At 70.5% G+C, this 15,020-nt stretch carries 14 protein-coding genes and 2 riboswitches; of the genes, 2 read left to right on the top strand and 12 right to left on the bottom strand.

The genetic code is table 11. The features are described 5' to 3' along the window. Positions 1-3: 3 nt before the first annotated feature. From OG718_RS19020 to glyA (OG718_RS18985), 8 genes are all read right to left on the bottom strand, one after another. Positions 4-546: an MOSC domain-containing protein gene (locus OG718_RS19020; RefSeq protein ID WP_306937786.1), complete on the bottom strand. Its 543-nt coding sequence runs from the start codon at positions 544-546 to the stop codon at positions 4-6. A 10-nt stretch (positions 547-556) separates the two neighbouring features. Then, entirely contained in the window at positions 557-1,111 is a 555-nt protein-coding gene (locus tag OG718_RS19015; protein ID WP_143640538.1) for a glycoside hydrolase family 25 protein, read from the bottom strand. A 185-nt stretch (positions 1,112-1,296) separates the two neighbouring features. Further along, on the bottom strand, positions 1,297-2,211 hold the full coding sequence (gene purU / locus OG718_RS19010) for a formyltetrahydrofolate deformylase (RefSeq protein WP_328844662.1): 915 nt from the start codon (positions 2,209-2,211) through the stop codon (positions 1,297-1,299). A gap of 83 nt (positions 2,212-2,294) precedes the next feature. Beyond that, positions 2,295-2,942 carry a sarcosine oxidase subunit gamma gene (locus OG718_RS19005; RefSeq protein ID WP_328844661.1) on the bottom strand — a complete coding sequence of 216 codons (648 nt, stop codon included), beginning with the start codon at positions 2,940-2,942 and terminating at the stop codon, positions 2,295-2,297. Then, entirely contained in the window at positions 2,935-5,826 is a 2,892-nt protein-coding gene (locus OG718_RS19000) for a sarcosine oxidase subunit alpha family protein (RefSeq protein WP_328844660.1), read from the bottom strand. The genes OG718_RS19005 and OG718_RS19000 overlap by 8 nt, the downstream gene beginning before the upstream one ends. Continuing rightward, a complete protein-coding gene (locus OG718_RS18995; RefSeq protein ID WP_143640542.1) occupies positions 5,823-6,119 on the bottom strand; it encodes a sarcosine oxidase subunit delta in 297 nt (98 codons plus the stop codon). Before OG718_RS18995 ends, OG718_RS19000 begins: the two co-directional genes overlap by 4 nt. Positions 6,120-6,142: 23 nt before the next feature. Continuing rightward, complete coding sequence (locus tag OG718_RS18990; protein WP_143640543.1) at positions 6,143-7,363, bottom strand: sarcosine oxidase subunit beta family protein; 1,221 nt, start codon at positions 7,361-7,363, stop codon at positions 6,143-6,145. Further along, the gene (glyA, locus tag OG718_RS18985; RefSeq protein ID WP_328844659.1) at positions 7,360-8,685 is read right to left on the bottom strand and encodes a serine hydroxymethyltransferase; all 1,326 of its coding nucleotides are present in this window, start codon (positions 8,683-8,685) and stop codon (positions 7,360-7,362) included. The genes OG718_RS18990 and glyA (OG718_RS18985) overlap by 4 nt, the downstream gene beginning before the upstream one ends. A 95-nt stretch (positions 8,686-8,780) precedes the next feature. Here glyA (OG718_RS18985) and OG718_RS18980 point away from each other — a divergent pair, with 95 nt between their 5' ends. Both OG718_RS18980 and OG718_RS18975 read left to right on the top strand, forming a co-directional pair. Beyond that, positions 8,781-9,476, top strand: a complete 696-nt coding sequence (locus OG718_RS18980) for a GntR family transcriptional regulator (protein WP_328844658.1) — start codon at positions 8,781-8,783, stop codon at positions 9,474-9,476. Positions 9,477-9,683: 207 nt separating this feature from the next. Continuing rightward, complete coding sequence (locus OG718_RS18975) at positions 9,684-10,010, top strand: aldehyde dehydrogenase family protein (RefSeq protein WP_328844657.1); 327 nt, start codon at positions 9,684-9,686, stop codon at positions 10,008-10,010. Between the two features lie 118 nt (positions 10,011-10,128). Here the strand turns inward: OG718_RS18975 and OG718_RS18970 are convergent, their stop codons facing one another. The 4 genes from OG718_RS18970 to gcvT all read right to left on the bottom strand — a co-directional run bounded on the left by OG718_RS18970 (position 10,129) and on the right by gcvT (position 14,606). Then, positions 10,129-11,496 (bottom strand): L-serine ammonia-lyase, encoded by a 1,368-nt coding sequence (locus OG718_RS18970; RefSeq protein WP_143640547.1) that lies wholly within the window; start codon positions 11,494-11,496, stop codon positions 10,129-10,131. Positions 11,497-11,633: 137 nt separating this feature from the next. After that, complete coding sequence (gene glyA, locus OG718_RS18965) at positions 11,634-12,911, bottom strand: serine hydroxymethyltransferase (RefSeq protein ID WP_143640548.1); 1,278 nt, start codon at positions 12,909-12,911, stop codon at positions 11,634-11,636. A gap of 13 nt (positions 12,912-12,924) precedes the next feature. Continuing rightward, positions 12,925-13,302, bottom strand: coding sequence for a glycine cleavage system protein GcvH (gene gcvH, locus OG718_RS18960; RefSeq protein ID WP_143640549.1), 378 nt, complete (start codon positions 13,300-13,302; stop codon positions 12,925-12,927). A 176-nt stretch (positions 13,303-13,478) separates the two neighbouring features. After that, positions 13,479-14,606 carry a glycine cleavage system aminomethyltransferase GcvT gene (gene gcvT / locus OG718_RS18955; RefSeq protein ID WP_143640550.1) on the bottom strand — a complete coding sequence of 376 codons (1,128 nt, stop codon included), beginning with the start codon at positions 14,604-14,606 and terminating at the stop codon, positions 13,479-13,481. Positions 14,607-14,639: 33 nt separating this feature from the next. Continuing rightward, positions 14,640-14,769, bottom strand: a riboswitch (glycine riboswitch). Continuing rightward, positions 14,770-14,877: riboswitch (glycine riboswitch) on the bottom strand. It lies immediately after the preceding riboswitch. Between the last annotated feature and the right edge of the window lie 143 nt (positions 14,878-15,020).

The raw sequence follows: 15,020 nt of genomic DNA, 5'->3' as shown, positions 1-15,020 counted from the left end.
CTCTCAGACGATCTCCAGGGGCAGGTGCGGCCCGTCCGGCAACTCGACCTCGACCGGGTCACCGGGCCGCACCACGCCACCCGTGACGACGACACTCATGATCCCGGCCCGGAACCGGACGGTCCCGTCCTCGTCCCGCCCGACGACCTGCTTCATCAGCCCCTTCTGGAAGCCGTCGATCTGCGCACAGGGATTCCGCAGCCCGGTGACCTCCACCACGGCCTCGCCCCCGACGCGCAGCAGTGTTCCCGTCGGCAGCCCGAGCAGATCGATCCCCCGGGTGGTGACGTTCTCCCCGAGCTCCCCGGCCGCGACCTCGAACCCGGCCTCCCGCACCTCGTCGAACAACTCCTCGTGAATGAGGTGCACCTGCCGCAGATTCACCTGCGAAGGATCCTTCTCCATCCGGAACCGATGCTTCACCGTCACTCCGGCGTGCACGTCCCCCTCCACCCCGAGCCCGGCAAGCAACGTGATGCCGTCCCGATTCGGCTTGGAGAACGAATACTTGCCGCTGCTGCTGACCGCAGTCACTGTCCCGCCCATGCGCGACAGCCTACGGGGTAGCCCATTCCCGCAGGTCGGCGATGGTGTCGAACCGCGCCATGTTCTTGTCCAGCGGGTCGTCCGTGTACTGGTGGAAGCGCCACTTCGCCTGGATCCGCGGTTTGCCCGCGGTCACGTAGTCGGCGATCCAGAGGCCGTCGCCGGCATACGAGGTGGTGTCGACGTTCAGCCAGTAGTTCCGATTGCAGTAGAGGACCACCCGGTTGTTCGGCCGGAGTTCCTTCACCTTGCGGATGAAGCGGTCCTTCTCGGCGTTGGTCGCGTGGGTGCCGTCGCCCGTTGTCTCCCAGTCGACGGCGAGGATGTCGCCTGCCTTTTCGGGGGCCTTGCCGACGAAGTACTCGGCCTGGGCCGTGAGGTTGCCCGGCCAGAGGAAGTGATAGAAGCCGACGACGCAGCCGGCGTCGCGGGCCCGCTTCGTCTGCGCGCTCAGCTTCGGGTTGACGTACGTGCGGCCCTCAGTGGCCTTGACGAAGACGAACGACAGGCCTTCGGTGCTGTACGAGGACGACTGGTAGGCGCTGACATCGATGCCGCGCAGCATGTGGTTCCTCCGTGCGGTGGGGGGACGGGTGCTGTTGGTGCCTGTGGGGGGCAACTTCCTTTGCTCTTCCCCCACTTCGCCCGTCCCACCCTCAGCAGTCGGTGATGTCCACCGTCGGCCCGCCCCGCGCGGTCCCCCTGTGCTTCACCTGTGTATCGGCCGGTTCCGGTCATGGCGTCCGGCCGTCAGCGGAGGACCACCGTGCGCCTGCCCTGGACGAACACCCGGCCTTCGCAGTGCCATCGGACCGCTCGGGCCAGGGCTGCCGACTCCGCGTCGCGGCCGATGGCGGCCAGGCCGTCGGGGGTGTGGCTGTGGTCGACGTCGATGACCTCCTGGGCGATGATCGGGCCTTCGTCGAGGTCGGCGGTGACGTAGTGGGCCGTCGCGCCGACGAGCTTGACTCCGCGGTCGTGTGCCTGGTGGTAGGGCTTGGCGCCCTTGAAGCTGGGCAGGAACGAATGGTGGATGTTGATCATCCGGCCGGCCAGCCGGGTGCACAGGCCGTCGGAGAGCACCTGCATGTAGCGCGCCAGCACGACCAGCTCGACGTCGAACGAGTCGACGATCTCCATGAGCCGGGTCTCGGCCTCGGGTTTGGTCGTCGTGGTGACCGGCACGTGGAAGAACGGGATGCCGTGCCAGGCGACGAGTGACTCGTGGTCACGGTGGTTGGAGACCACCGCGACCACGTCGACGGGCAGGTCACCGCTGCGGGCGCGGTAGAGCAGGTCGTTGAGGCAGTGGCCGTAGCGGGACACCATGACCAGCACGCGGCGCCGGGTGCTGACCGGTTCGAGGTGCCAACGCATGGTGAAGGGGGCCGCCACGGCGGCGAAGTCGCGGCGCAGGGTCTCCGTGACGCTCTCGCCGGCCGAGGCGGCGAAGCGCACCCGCATGTAGAAGTGGCCGTCGCGGCGGTCGCCGAACTGCTGGTTGTCGATGATGTCGCTGCCGTGCTCGACCAGGAACCGCGAGACGGCAAGGACGATGCCGGGAGCCTCTGGGCAGTCGAGGGTGAGTAGGTGCTCGGCCGGTGCCGTGGCGGGGCCGGCCGGCGGGTGGGCGGGGGACGCGGCGGAAGCCGGGAGATCAGTCATGGTGCCAGCAATCGATGACGTCGACGGCGAGGCCGCCGAGGGCGGATTCCTTGTAGGTGACTCTCGTGTCCCGGCCGGCGCCGTCAGGGCACCTCCGACCCGCGGTACTCACTCATGGCGTCGATGAGCCGGCGCGCCAGGTGGTCGGCGAACGAGGATCGCGGGAGGAGCCGGTAGGTGGGCGCGTCGTCGACCTGCCAGAGCAGCAGCGGGACAGGTCCCACCGTGGTCGACACCGCCCGGCCGGGGCCGAAGGCCCGAGGATGCAGGTCGAGCGGGCAGCCCTTCTCCAGCACCTGCCGAGCGGACGGGCCGCTCAGCTCCACGGTTGTGCGGTTCGCCGAGACGTCCACGACCGAGCCCGGGTCCCCTCCGAGTGCCGCCCGCAACTCGGCGGCCACGTCGGTCTCGTACGTCTCGGTGGCCCCGTCCGTCCGGGACAGCACGAGCCATTCGTCGGGGCCGAGCCAGAGGACCGTGTGGGGGCCGGACGCGGTGGTGTGGCCGCACTGCCGCGGGAGCGATGCCCCCAGGCTCTTCTCGACGCGGTCGGCCGCTTCGGACGCGGGGTCGACGCGCAGGTTCACCATGGTGACGAACGGCCGCTCGGTCAGCGTGACCCCGCGGGCACCGGTGACGGCGGCGGCACGCATCCGATCCTGCAGATGTGCCAGGGGGCTGGTGCGCAGGGCCACCGGGCCCGCGCCTGCTTCGATCGTCGGCTCAGCCATCGCGCTTGGTCCCTTCGGGGTCGTAGAGGACGAAGTCGGTCACCTCGACGGGCACCAGGTCCTCGCCCACCGGGGCGAGCAGGGTCTCGCCGATCCTGGCCCGCCCGTCGGCGACGAGGGCGAGGGCGAAGGGGCGGCCCAGGGCCGGGCTGTGGTAGCTGGAGGTGACGTGGCCGAGCATCGGCACCGGCCCGGTCTCGGGGGTGATGGGTACGTCCGGCGCGACGAGCTGGGTGCCCTCGGGCAGCCGGGTCGTGCGGTCGGCCGGCAGCAGGCCGACCAGCTGCTTGCGGTCGGTGCGGGCGGTGTCGGCGCGGGAGTGGGACCGCTTCCCGATGAAGTCCTTCTGCTTCGAGACCACCCAGGACATGCCGGCGTCCTGCGGGGTGACGGTGCCGTCGGTGTCCTGTCCGACGATGATGTACCCCTTCTCGGCCCGCAGCACGTGCATGGTCTCGGTGCCGTACGGGGTGATGCCGTACGGCTGCCCGGCCGCGTGCACCTGCTCCCAGACGGCCAGGCCGTACCAGGCGGAGACGTTGATCTCGTAGGCGAGTTCGCCGGAGAAGGAGATCCGGCAGATACGGGCCGGGATCCCGGAGGCCAGGGTGGTCTCGCGGAAGGCCATGAAGGGGAACGCCTCGGCGGACAGATCGACGTCGGGCGCGAGTTGGGCCACGACCTGGCGCGACCGCGGGCCGACGACAGCGATCGTCGACCACTGCTCCGTCACCGAGGTGCAGTGGACGTCGAGTTCGGGCCACTCGGTCTGCAGCCACTCCTCCAGCCAGTCCAGGACTCCGGCCGCGCCGCCGGTCGTGGTGGTCATGAAGTAGCGGTTCTCGTCGAGGCGCAGGGTCACACCGTCGTCGAAGATCATGCCGTCGGGCTTGCACATGACGCCGTAACGGGCCATGCCGGGCTTGAGCTTCTTGAAGGCGTTCGTGTAGACGCGGTTCAGGAACTCGCCCGCGTCCGCACCCCGGAGCTCGATCTTGCCGAGGGTGGATGCGTCCATGAACGCCACCCCCTCACGGGCCGCACGGCACTCGCGGGCCACGGCCGCGTCCATGTCCTCACCGGGCCGGGGGTAGTACCGGGGGCGTTTCCACTGCCCGACGTCCTCGAACTCCGCCCCGTGCGCCACATGCCAGCTGTGGATGGAGGTGGTGCGTTCGGGGTCGAGCAGGTCACCGCGCTCACGACCGGCGAGGGCTGCGAAGCCCACCGGCGTGTAGGGCGCCCGGTAGGCCGTGGTGCCGATCTCCCCGGGAGACGCGCCCGCGCCGAGGGCCTCGGCGATCACACCGATCGCGTTGACGCCGGACGTCTTGCCCTGGTCGCCCGCCGTGCCGAGCGAGGTGTAGCGCTTGACGTGCTCGACACCGCGCATGCCGGCGCCGGTCGAGCGCCAGACGTCGGCGACGGTGACGTCGCGTTGCAGGTCGACCAGGTGGGTGTCCCAGCCGATGGGTTCGCCGTCGGGGGCGGGCACCAGCCAGAGGGCGCGCACATCGGCACGTACCTCCTTGTGCGAAGCCGTGGGCACCGGCACCGGGAACCCCGCGTCCGTCGCGGCCCGCGCACCGGCCCGTGCCCCTTCGGCCAGACAGCCGTCGAGGCCGTACGTCCCGTGGGCCGCACCGACGACCTGCTGGTCCCGGACGGTGCCGTCGGGGACGAAGGCGACCAGGTCCTCGTCCCAGCGCAGCCGGCCCTGGCGCTGGCTGTGCAGGTGCACCACCGGGCTCCAGCCGCCCGAGACGGCGAGCAGGTCGCAGTCGAACGGCTCGGCGGCTCCGGTGAGCCGGCCGTCGGCGTCGAGGGTCTGGACGGTGACGCCGGTCAGCCGGCTCTCGCCCGCCGTGCCGGTCACCGCGCTGCCCGTCAGCACCCGGACCCCGGTCGCGACCGCCACCTCGGCGGCCCGGTGGGACATCTCGGGGCGTGCGTCCACGACGACTGCGATGTCGATGCCCGCGGCGTGCAGGTCGGCGACCGTGTCGTACGCACTGTCGTTGGTCGTGCTCACCACGGCCCGCGAGCCCGGGGCCACGGCGTACCTGTTGACGTACGAGCGCACGGCCGCCGCGAGCATCACGCCGGGGCGGTCGTTGCCGGCGAAGACCAGCGGGCGCTCGTGAGCGCCGGTCGCCAGGATCACCTGGCGAGCGCGGATGTGCCACAGCCGCTGGCGCGAGACACCCGTGGACGGTTCGGGGGCATCGGCTCCGAGGTGGTCGGTTCGCCGCTGGAGGGCCAGAACGTAGTTGTCGTCGTACGAGCCGAAGGCCGTGGTGCGGTGCAGTACGACGACCTCGGGGGCGGCGAGGAGTGCCGCGCCGGCCTCGGCGACCCACTCCAGGGCGCTCCGCCCGCCGGCCTTCTCGGTACGCCCGGAGAGCAGCGAACCGCCGGGCTCGGGCTGGTCGTCGACGAGGATCACGCGGGCGCCGGAACCCGCGGCAGCGGCGGCGGCCGCCAGCCCGGCCGGTCCGGCGCCGACGACCAGGACGTCGGTGTGGACGTACTTCTTGTCGTAGACGGCGGGGTCGGAGCCCGGGTCGAGCCGGCCCATCCCGGACAGTGTCGCGGCGGACAGGCCGTCGTACAGCTCCGCCGTCGTCGCGGGCAGCATGCCCTCCGAGTACGAACCGCCGATCTGCAGCAGGGCGTTGGGTTCCTCGACGCCCGCGGAGACGATGCCGCGCGGGCGGCCGCGGTAGATCGACGGGGCGACCTCGACGAGTCCGTTCGCCAGCATCGCCGAGGCGACCGTGTCTCCGGGGTGGCCGGTCAGCTCCCGGCCGTCGACGGTGAACCGCAGCACGGTGCCGCGGTCGACACGGCCGCCCTGCCCGAGCCGGAAGTGCTGGTCGGTCATCGGTTCCCTCCGGCCTGGGGCAGTTCGGGGCGGGGCTCGTCGAGCCGGTAGGAGGTCAGCACTTCGTAGGTGGCGGTGTCGCGCAGGACGTTGAACCAGCGGCGGCAGCCGACGCTGTGCATCCACCGCTCGGCGAAGGGGCCCTTGGGGTTGTCGCGGTAGAAGACGTACTGGCCCCACTGTTCGTCGGTGAGGTCGGCCGTGGTCTCGGGGTAGGGGACGTGGGCCTGTCCGCCGTAGTGGTACTCGGTCTCGTCGCGGGGGCCGCACCATGGGCAGCTGATCAGCAGCACGGTGTCCTTCTCTCAGCGGGCTTTCAGTGGGCCACGGCGGCGGCGCCGTGCTCGTCGATCAGTGCGCCCGTCGTGAAGCGTTCGAGGGCGAAGGGGGCGTTCAGGGGATGCGGTTCGCCCGTGGCGATGGTGTGGGCGAAGGTCCAGCCGGCGGCGGGGGTGGCCTTGAACCCGCCGGTGCCCCAGCCGCAGTTGACGTAGAGGTTCTCGACGGGGGTGGTGCCGATGATCGGGGAGGCGTCCGGGGTGACGTCGACGATGCCGCCCCAGGTCCGCAGCACGTGCGCGCGGGCGAAGACGGGGAAGAGCTCGACGGCGGCGGCCATCTGCTGCTCGATGACATGGAAGGAACCGCGCTGTCCGTAGCCGTTGTACGAGTCGACGCCCGCGCCCATCACCAACTCGCCCTTGTGGGCCTGGGAGACGTAGACGTGCACGTGGTTCGACATGACGACCGTCGGGTGCACCGGCTCGTGCAGCTCGGAGACCAGGGCCTGCAGGGGGTGCGACTGCACCGGCAGCCGTACGCCCGCCCGCTCGGCCAGCACGCTGCTGTGCCCGGCGGCCGCGAGGCCGACCCGGCCGGTGTGGATACGGCCGCGGTTGGTCTCGACGCCGACGACCCGGTCGCCGTCCTTGAGGAAGCCGGTGACCTCGCAGCCCTGGATGAGATCCACGCCCATCTCGTCGGCCCGGCGGGCCAGCGCCCAGGCGACGTGGTCGTGCTTGGCGATGCCGGCCCGCGGCTGGAAGGTGCCGCCGAGGACCGGATACCGGGTGCGCGGCGAGAGGTTGACGATCGGGCAGACCTCGCCGACCTGGTCCGGGTCGAGCCACTCGGCGTCGACTCCGTTGAGCCGGTTGGCGTTGACGCGGCGCATGCCCTCGCGGACGTCCTGCAGGGTGTGCGCGAGGTTGAGGACACCGCGCTGGCTGAACAGGAAGTCGTAGTCCAGTTCCTCCGGGAGCCGTTCCCACAGCCCCAGCGCGTACTCGTAGATCGCCGCGCTCTCGTCCCACAGGTAGTTCGAGCGGATGATCGTGGTGTTGCGGGCCATGTTGCCGCCGGCCAGCCAGCCCTTCTCCAGGACGGCGACGTTGGTGATGCCGTGGTTCTTGGCCAGGTAGTAGGCGGTGGCCAGGCCGTGGCCTCCCGCGCCGACGATGACGACGTCGTACGAGGAGCGCGGCTCCGGGTTGCGCCAGAGGAAGTCCGGATGCTCCGGCAGCGGCGTGCTGGTCATGCCGCGTCTCCGTTCACGTGGGGCAGGTGGGGATAGAGAGGGAAGGCGGAGGCGAGCTTCTCGACCCGGGCACGCAGCAGGCCCGCGTGCTCGTCGCCGAACCGCTCGTCCTTCAGGGCCTGGGCGATGATGTCGGCGGTCTCCCGGAACTCCGCCTCGCCGAAGCCCCTGGTGGCCAGGGCCGGGGTGCCGATCCGCAGCCCCGAGGAGACCATCGGCGGGCGCGGGTCGAACGGCACCGCGTTGCGGTTGACGGTGATGCCGACGCGGTGCAGCCGGTCCTCGGCCTGCTTCCCGTCGAGCGCGGAGTTCCGCAGGTCGACGAGGACCAGGTGCACTTCGGTGCCGCCGGTCAGTACGGTGATGCCGGCCTCGGCCACATCGTCGGCCAGCAGCCGGCCGTCCAGGATGCGGGCGCCGTCCAGGGTGCGCCGCTGGCGCTCCTTGAACTCCTCGCTCGCCGCCACCTTGAAGGCCACCGCCTTCGCCGCGATGACGTGCTCCAGCGGACCGCCCTGCTGACCCGGGAAGACCGCCGAGTTGATCTTCTTGGCCAGTCCGGCCCGGCTGAGGATCACACCGCCGCGCGGACCGCCGAGGGTCTTGTGCGTCGTGGTCGTCACGACATCGGCGTACGGCACCGGGTTCGGGTGCAGGCCCGCGGCCACGAGACCGGCGAAGTGCGCCATGTCCACCAGCAGATACGCGCCCACCGCGTCGGCGATCCGCCGGAACGCGGCGAAGTCCAGCCGGCGGGGATAGGCCGACCAGCCGGCGACGATCATCTTCGGCCGGTGCGCGAGGGCGAGTTGCTCCACCTCGTCCATGTCGATACGCAGGTCGGACTCGCCCACGTGGTACGGGACGGCGTTGTAGAGCTTGCCGGAGTAGTTGAGGCGCATGCCGTGGGTCAGGTGCCCGCCGTGGGCCAGGTCGAGGCCGAGGATCGTGTCGCCGGGCTGGAGCAGCGCGGACATCGCGGCCGCGTTGGCCTGGGCGCCCGAGTGCGGCTGCACGTTCGCGGCCTCGGCGCCGAACAGTTCCCTGACCCGGCCGATGGCCAGCCGCTCGATGACGTCGACGTGCTCGCAGCCGCCGTAGTAGCGGCGGCCCGGGTAGCCCTCGGCGTACTTGTTGGTCAGCACCGACCCCTGGGCCTCCATGACGGCGGCCGGGGCGAAGTTCTCCGAGGCGATCATTTCGAGGGTCGACTGCTGACGGTTCAGCTCGGCGTCCACCGCGGCGGCGACCTCCGGGTCGAGCTCGCTGAGCGGAAGGGCGAGGGGAGGGGTGAATGTGCTGGTCGACGGGCTGGTTGCCATCTGTGCACCATCCTGGAGGCCAACTAGTACGCAACTGATATATCAATCTCTGCGGTACGGTATGGGAGCTCGCGAGACAGGTCAAGGGGGCATTGATGCAGCAGCTGGCGACAGAGCCGAGAAGCGGGAAGCCCGGAGGCGGGGAGCCCGGAGGCGAGGAGCTGTCTCTCGCCGAGCGCGCATACCGCGTCATCCGCGACCGGCTCGTCATGCTCGAGATCCGCCCGGGCGCACCGATCAACGAGGAACAGCTGGCACAGTCCCTGGGCGTCGGCCGGACACCGGTGCGCGAGGCCCTCAAGCGCCTCCAGTACGAGCGCCTCATCACGACCTATCCCCGACGCGGCACCTTCGCCACCGACGTCAACATCACCGACCTGGCCCACATCTCCGAGGTGCGCCAGGAACTGGAGCCCCTGGCCGCGGGCCAGGCCGCACGGCGGGCCACGGCCGCGGACCGGGCGACCCTGACGGCTCTGCGGCAGGAGCTGGAGAGCGCGGATTCCGGTCGGCACGACGCCACCGAGTTCATGCACCTGGACCTTCGGGTCCACCGCGCCATCTACGCCGCCACGCACAACCCGTACCTGGAGGACACCCTCGTCCGCCACGACAACCTGGCCACCCGGATCTGGTGCCTGTTCGTCGACCGTCTGTCCGACATGGCCGGTCACGTCGAGGAGCACGGGCCGTTGATCGAGGCGATCATCGCCGGTGAACCCGACAGGGCGGCACGCCTCGCCCGTAGTCACGTCGAGGGCTTCGAGCGGGCCATTCGCGACGCCATCTGAGAAGACCGTCCGCGTCGAGCAAGGCGTCGTGTACGGCGGCGTCCTCGTCGGCGATGGTGTCGCGGGCCTGGCTGTAGTCCATCTCCAGCACCGTGACGAACATGTGCAGGCGGGCCGTCAGATGTTCGAAGGTGCGGGCGGCCTGCGGAAGGTCCGCGATACGGGCCAGGGCGTCCTGGAACCACAGGTCGACCTCACGTATGCGCGGTGGTCGTTGTCCCGGGCGGCGGCGCGGGCCTCTGCCAGGGCGGCCGAGGCGGGGGCGAGGTTCCCGCGACCGAGCATGGCGACGCGGCGGATGAGCAGCGCACCGAGGCCGGCGCGCAGAGCGTAGAGGTCGAGAACGCCCGCCGCAGCCACGACATCGCAGCGCGCCTGGACTTCGGAACCGTCTGGGTCAACTCACATCTCGTGCTGGCCGGCGAAGTCCCCTGGGGCGGCTTCAAGGGATCCGGTTACGGCCGTGACCTGTCGGTCTACGCCCTGGACGACTACTCGCGCACCAAGCACGTCATGCACAACCACGAGCGCTGATCCGTCCGTCGAGACGGTGGACCCGCTTCGGCAGGCTCCAGCTCCGGAACCGAGGCGAGGTGCGGCACGGGGTACGGGCGTCCGTCACCGTGCCGGGCAGAGCCTGTTCCCCTGGCGCTCAGCACTCGATGATGTTCACAGCCAGCCCGCCCCGTGCCGTCTCCTTGTACTTGACGCTCATGTCCGCGCCCGTTTCCTTCATCGTCTTGATGACCTTGTCGAGGGACACCTTGTGCGAGCCGTCGCCGCGCATGGCCATCCTGGCCGCCGTGACGGCCTTGACCGCGGCCATGCCGTTGCGTTCGATGCAGGGGATCTGGACGAGGCCGCCGACCGGGTCGCAGGTGAGGCCGAGGTTGTGTTCCATGCCGATCTCCGCGGCGTTCTCGACCTGTTCGGGAGAGCCGCCGAGGACCTCGGCCAGCGCGCCCGCCGCCATCGAGCAGGCCGAGCCGACCTCGCCCTGGCAACCGACCTCGGCGCCCGAGATGGAGGCGTTCTCCTTGAAGAGCATGCCGATGGCGCCGGCAGCCAGCATGAAGCGGACCACACCCTCCTCGTCCGCGCCGGGCACGAAGTTGATGTAGTAGTGCAGGACCGCCGGGATGATGCCGGCCGCGCCGTTCGTCGGGGCGGTCACGACACGGCCGCCCGCCGCGTTCTCCTCGTTCACCGCCATCGCGTACAGCGTGATCCACTCCATGGCGTGGGCCAACGGGTCGCCCTCTGCGCGCAGTTGGCGGGCCGACATGGCCGCGCGGCGGCGGACCCTGAGGCCGCCCGGCAGGATGCCCTCGCGGGACATGCCCCGCGAGACGCACGCCTGCATGACCCGCCAGATGGCGAGCAGTCCTTCGCGGATCTCGTCCTCGGTGCGCCAGGCCCGCTCGTTCTCCAGCATCAGGGCCGAGATCGACAGGCCCGTCTCGCGGGTGAGGCGCAGCAGCTCGTCGCCCGTGCGGAAGGGGTACTTGAGGACCGTGTCGTCCAGCTTGATGCGGTCCGCGCCCACCGCGTCCTCGTCGACGACGAACCCGCCGCCGACCGAGTAGTACGTCTTCGACAGCAGTTCGGCGCCCGAGGCGTCGTACGCCCACAGCGTCATGCCGTTCGCGTGGTACGGCAGCGTCTTGCGGCGGTGCAGCACCAGGTCGTCGTCGAAGGAGAAGCCGATCTCCTGGTCGCCGAGCAGGGCGATGCGGCCCGACGACTTGATGTGCTCGACCCGTTCGTCGGCCCCCTCCACGTCCACCGTGCGCGGCGAGGCGCCCTCCAGGCCGAGCAGCACCGCCTTGGGGGTGCCGTGGCCGTGGCCGGTCGCGCCCAGTGAGCCGTACAGCTCGGCGCGGACCGAGGCCACCGAGGACAGGACGTCCTCGGTGCGCAGCCGGCGGGCGAACATCCGCGCGGCACGCATCGGGCCGACCGTGTGGGAGCTGGACGGGCCGATGCCGATCGAGAACAGGTCGAAGACCGAGATGGCCACGGGAACTCCTCAAAGCGGGGGTGGTGCAGAAAAACGAAAGGCGCGAAGCGCTTCGACCAGGGCGGTGGTGTGGGGTGACGGGCGGGCGGGGCACCGCCCACACCTCCCAGTGTGCGCGGTGCCCCCGTGAAACGGGACTACTGGCCCAGACCGGGGTACAGCGGGTGCTTCTCCGCCAGTGCGGACACCCGGGCCTTCAACGCCTGGGCGTCGGCCTCCCCGAAGGACGCGGGGGCCTTCAGTGCCTCGGCGATGACGTCCGCGACCTCGGCGAAGTCCTCGGCGGTGAAGCCGCGGGTGGCGAGGGCGGGCGTGCCGATCCGCAGGCCCGAGGTGACCATCGGCGGGCGTGGGTCGTTCGGGACGGCGTTGCGGTTGACCGTGATGCCGACCTCGTGGAGGCGGTCCTCGGCCTGCTGGCCGTCCAGCTCCGAGTCGCGCAGGTCGACCAGGATCAGGTGGACGTCCGTGCCGCCGGACAGCACGTTCACGCCGGCCGCGCGGGTGTCCGGCGCGGTGAGCCGCTCGGCGAGGATCCGCGCGCCCTCGACCGTACGGCGCTGGCGCTCCTTGAAGTCCTCCGAGGCGGCGACCTTGAAGGAGACGGCCTTGGCCGCGATCACGTGCTCCAGGGGGCCGCCCTGGAAGCCCGGGAAGACGGACGAGTTCAGCTTCTTCGCGAAGGCCTTCTTGGCGAGGATGATCCCGCCGCGGGGCCCGCCCAGCGTCTTGTGGGTGGTGGAGGTGACCACGTCCGCGTGCTCCACCGGGTTCGGGTGGAGACCGGCCGCGACCAGACCCGCGAAGTGCGCCATGTCGACCCACAGGTAGGCCTCGACCTCGTCCGCGATCCGGCGGAACTCGGCGAAGTCGAGCTGCCGCGGGTACGCCGACCAGCCCGCGATGATCACCTTCGGGCGGTGCTCCTTGGCGAGCCGCTCGACCTCGGCCATGTCGACCAGTCCGGCCTCGTCCACGTGGTAGGCGACCACGTTGAACTGCTTGCCGGAGAAGTTGAGCCGCATCCCGTGGGTCAGGTGGCCGCCGTGGGCCAGGTCGAGTCCGAGGATGGTGTCGCCGGGCTGGGCCAGCGCGAAGAGCGCGGCCTGGTTGGCGGAGGCGCCCGAGTGCGGCTGCACGTTGGCGTACTCGGCGCCGAACAGCTCCTTGACCCGGTCGATGGCGATCTGCTCGGCCACGTCGACGTGCTCGCAGCCGCCGTAGTAGCGGCGGCCCGGGTAGCCCTCGGCGTACTTGTTGGTGAGGACCGAGCCCTGGGCCTCCATGACGGCGACCGGAGCGAAGTTCTCCGAGGCGATCATTTCAAGGGTGGACTGCTGACGGTTCAGCTCGGCGTCGACGGCGGCGGCGACGTCCGGGTCGAGCTCGTGGAGGGACTGGTTCAGAAGCGACATCGGTCAGGAGTCCTTAGCTGCCGGAGAATTCGGTGTACTCGTCCGCGGAGAGCAGGTCCTTCGGCTCCTCCGCGACCCGTACCTTGAACAGCCAGCCGCCCTCGAACGGGGCGGTGTTCACCAGCGCGGGGTCGTCCACGACGTCCTGGTTGATCTCGGTGATCTCACCGGAGACGGGCGAGTACAGATCGCTCACCGACTTGGTCGACTCCAGCTCGCCGCAGGTCTCGCCCGCGGTCACCGTGTCACCGACCTCCGGGAGCTGGACGTACACCACATCGCCGAGCGCGTTGGCCGCGTGCTCCGTGATGCCGACCGTCGAGACGCCGTCCTCGGCGCCCGACAGCCACTCGTGCTCCTTGCTGTAGCGCAGCTGCTGGGGGTTGCTCATGGCCTGAATTCTCCTGTACGCGGGGGAGTGCTGATGCAGGGGGACTGGGGGTGACCTGGGCGGATGTGCCCTGGGTCACTTCTGACGCTGTCGACCGGTGTCGCGCAGGGCCTGTGAACCGGTGTCACTTCCGACGCTCGCGACCGGTGTCACTTTCCGACGCTCGCGGACCAGTGTCACTTCTGGCGCTTGTAGAACGGCAGCGCCACGACCTCGTACGGCTCGTGGCTGCCCCGGATGTCCACGCCGACACCGGGCGTTCCGGGTGCGGAGTGCGCGGCGTCGACGTACGCCATCGCGATCGGCTTTCCCAGAGTGGGCGAGGGCGCGCCGGAGGTGACCTCACCGACGACCTTGCCGTCTGCGACGACCGGGTACCCGGCGCGCGGCACGCGGCGGCCCTCGGCGATCAGGCCGACGAGGACGCGCGGGGGCTGCGACTCGGCACGGGCGGCGGCCTCGGTCAGCGCCTCGCGCCCCACGAAGTCGCCCTCCTTCTCGAACTTCACGACCCGGCCGAGCCCCGCGTCGAACGGGGTGAGCGCGGTGCTCAGCTCATGCCCGTACAGCGGCATGCCCGCCTCCAGGCGCAGGGTGTCCCGGCAGGAGAGGCCGCACGGGACGAGCCCGACCGGGGCGCCCCCGTCGGTGAGCGCCTGCCACAGCTTCTCGGCGTCGGCCGGGGCCACGAACAGCTCGAAGCCGTCCTCGCCGGTGTAGCCGGTGCGCGCGATCAGCGCAGGGACGCCGGCGACCGTGCCGGGCAGGCCGGCGTAGTACTTCAGGCCGTCCAGATCGGCGTCGGTGAGGGACTTGAGGATGCCGGGGGACTCGGGTCCCTGGATCGCGAGCAGGGCGTACGCGTCACGGTCGTCGCGGACCTCGGCGTCGAAGCCCGCGGACCGTTCCACGAGCGCGTCCAGGACGACCTGGGCGTTGGAGGCGTTGGCCACGACCATGTACGTGGTCTCCGCGAGCCGGTAGACGATCAGGTCGTCGAGGATGCCGCCGTCGGCCCGGCAGATCATGGTGTAGCGGGCCCGGCCGGGCTTCACGCCCCCGATGTTGCCGACCAGTGCGAAGTCGAGCAGCGCGGCGGCCTGGGGCCCGGTCACGGTGATCTCGCCCATGTGGGAGAGGTCGAAGAGCCCGGCCTTCGTCCGTACGGCGAGGTGCTCGTCGCGCTCGGAGCCGTACCGCAGGGGCATGTCCCAGCCGGCGAAATCGGTCATCGTCGCGCCGAGCGAACGATGGAGGGAGTCGAGCGCGGTATGACGCGGTTCGACGGGGGCGTTACTGCTCACGGTGGGGCTCCCAAGGCATGACGGCGAGGTCGTTCCTCCCCATCTGTCATCGGAACCTGAGAGGTTCGCCGTGACCACCGCTCGAAAGGGACGGTCACTGACTTGCACCTTGGGTGGAGCCGAAGCCCTGGTGACAGGGGGACGGCCCGCTTTTCAGATGTGCCTCGCCCGCGCGGTAACGGTGCCTGAGAGATTCAAGGGAGGGACTTGCTCCTTCGGCGCCCGGACCACGTACGCAAAAACGTGTCCGGAACTCTCCCGCGCGGATTCAAGCGGCCGGTATGCAGTTGGCGGGCACATCATTGCACGCATCGGAGCGGCGCGGCAGGGGACTCTTCGCGAGGGGGCGGTGCACGGCGTCGCGGCCCGGCCGCACGGCGTCCGCACCGGGTCCACAGACATCCACAGTGATCT

This window comes from Streptomyces sp. NBC_00258 (assembly GCF_036182465.1).
In the GTDB taxonomy this organism is placed as follows: domain Bacteria; phylum Actinomycetota; class Actinomycetes; order Streptomycetales; family Streptomycetaceae; genus Streptomyces.
Note: the sequence above shows the minus strand (reverse complement) of the source record. Positions and strands in the feature narration are given on the sequence as shown.

Bases quoted from the DNA above. Each gene is read 5' to 3' on its own strand.
- OG718_RS19000 (WP_328844660.1), bottom strand. From the start codon at position 5,826: ATGACCGACCAGCACTTCCGGCTCGGGCAGGGCGGCCGTGTCGACCGC.
- glyA (WP_143640548.1), bottom strand. From the start codon at position 12,911: ATGTCGCTTCTGAACCAGTCCCTCCACGAGCTCGACCCGGACGTCGCC.
- purU (WP_328844662.1), bottom strand. From the start codon at position 2,211: ATGACTGATCTCCCGGCTTCCGCCGCGTCCCCCGCCCACCCGCCGGCC.
- gcvH (WP_143640549.1), bottom strand. From the start codon at position 13,302: ATGAGCAACCCCCAGCAGCTGCGCTACAGCAAGGAGCACGAGTGGCTG.
- OG718_RS19020 (WP_306937786.1), bottom strand. From the start codon at position 546: ATGGGCGGGACAGTGACTGCGGTCAGCAGCAGCGGCAAGTATTCGTTC.
- glyA (WP_328844659.1), bottom strand. From the start codon at position 8,685: ATGGCAACCAGCCCGTCGACCAGCACATTCACCCCTCCCCTCGCCCTT.
- OG718_RS18990 (WP_143640543.1), bottom strand. From the start codon at position 7,363: ATGACCAGCACGCCGCTGCCGGAGCATCCGGACTTCCTCTGGCGCAAC.
- OG718_RS19005 (WP_328844661.1), bottom strand. From the start codon at position 2,942: ATGGCTGAGCCGACGATCGAAGCAGGCGCGGGCCCGGTGGCCCTGCGC.
- OG718_RS18980 (WP_328844658.1), top strand. From the start codon at position 8,781: ATGCAGCAGCTGGCGACAGAGCCGAGAAGCGGGAAGCCCGGAGGCGGG.
- OG718_RS19015 (WP_143640538.1), bottom strand. From the start codon at position 1,111: ATGCTGCGCGGCATCGATGTCAGCGCCTACCAGTCGTCCTCGTACAGC.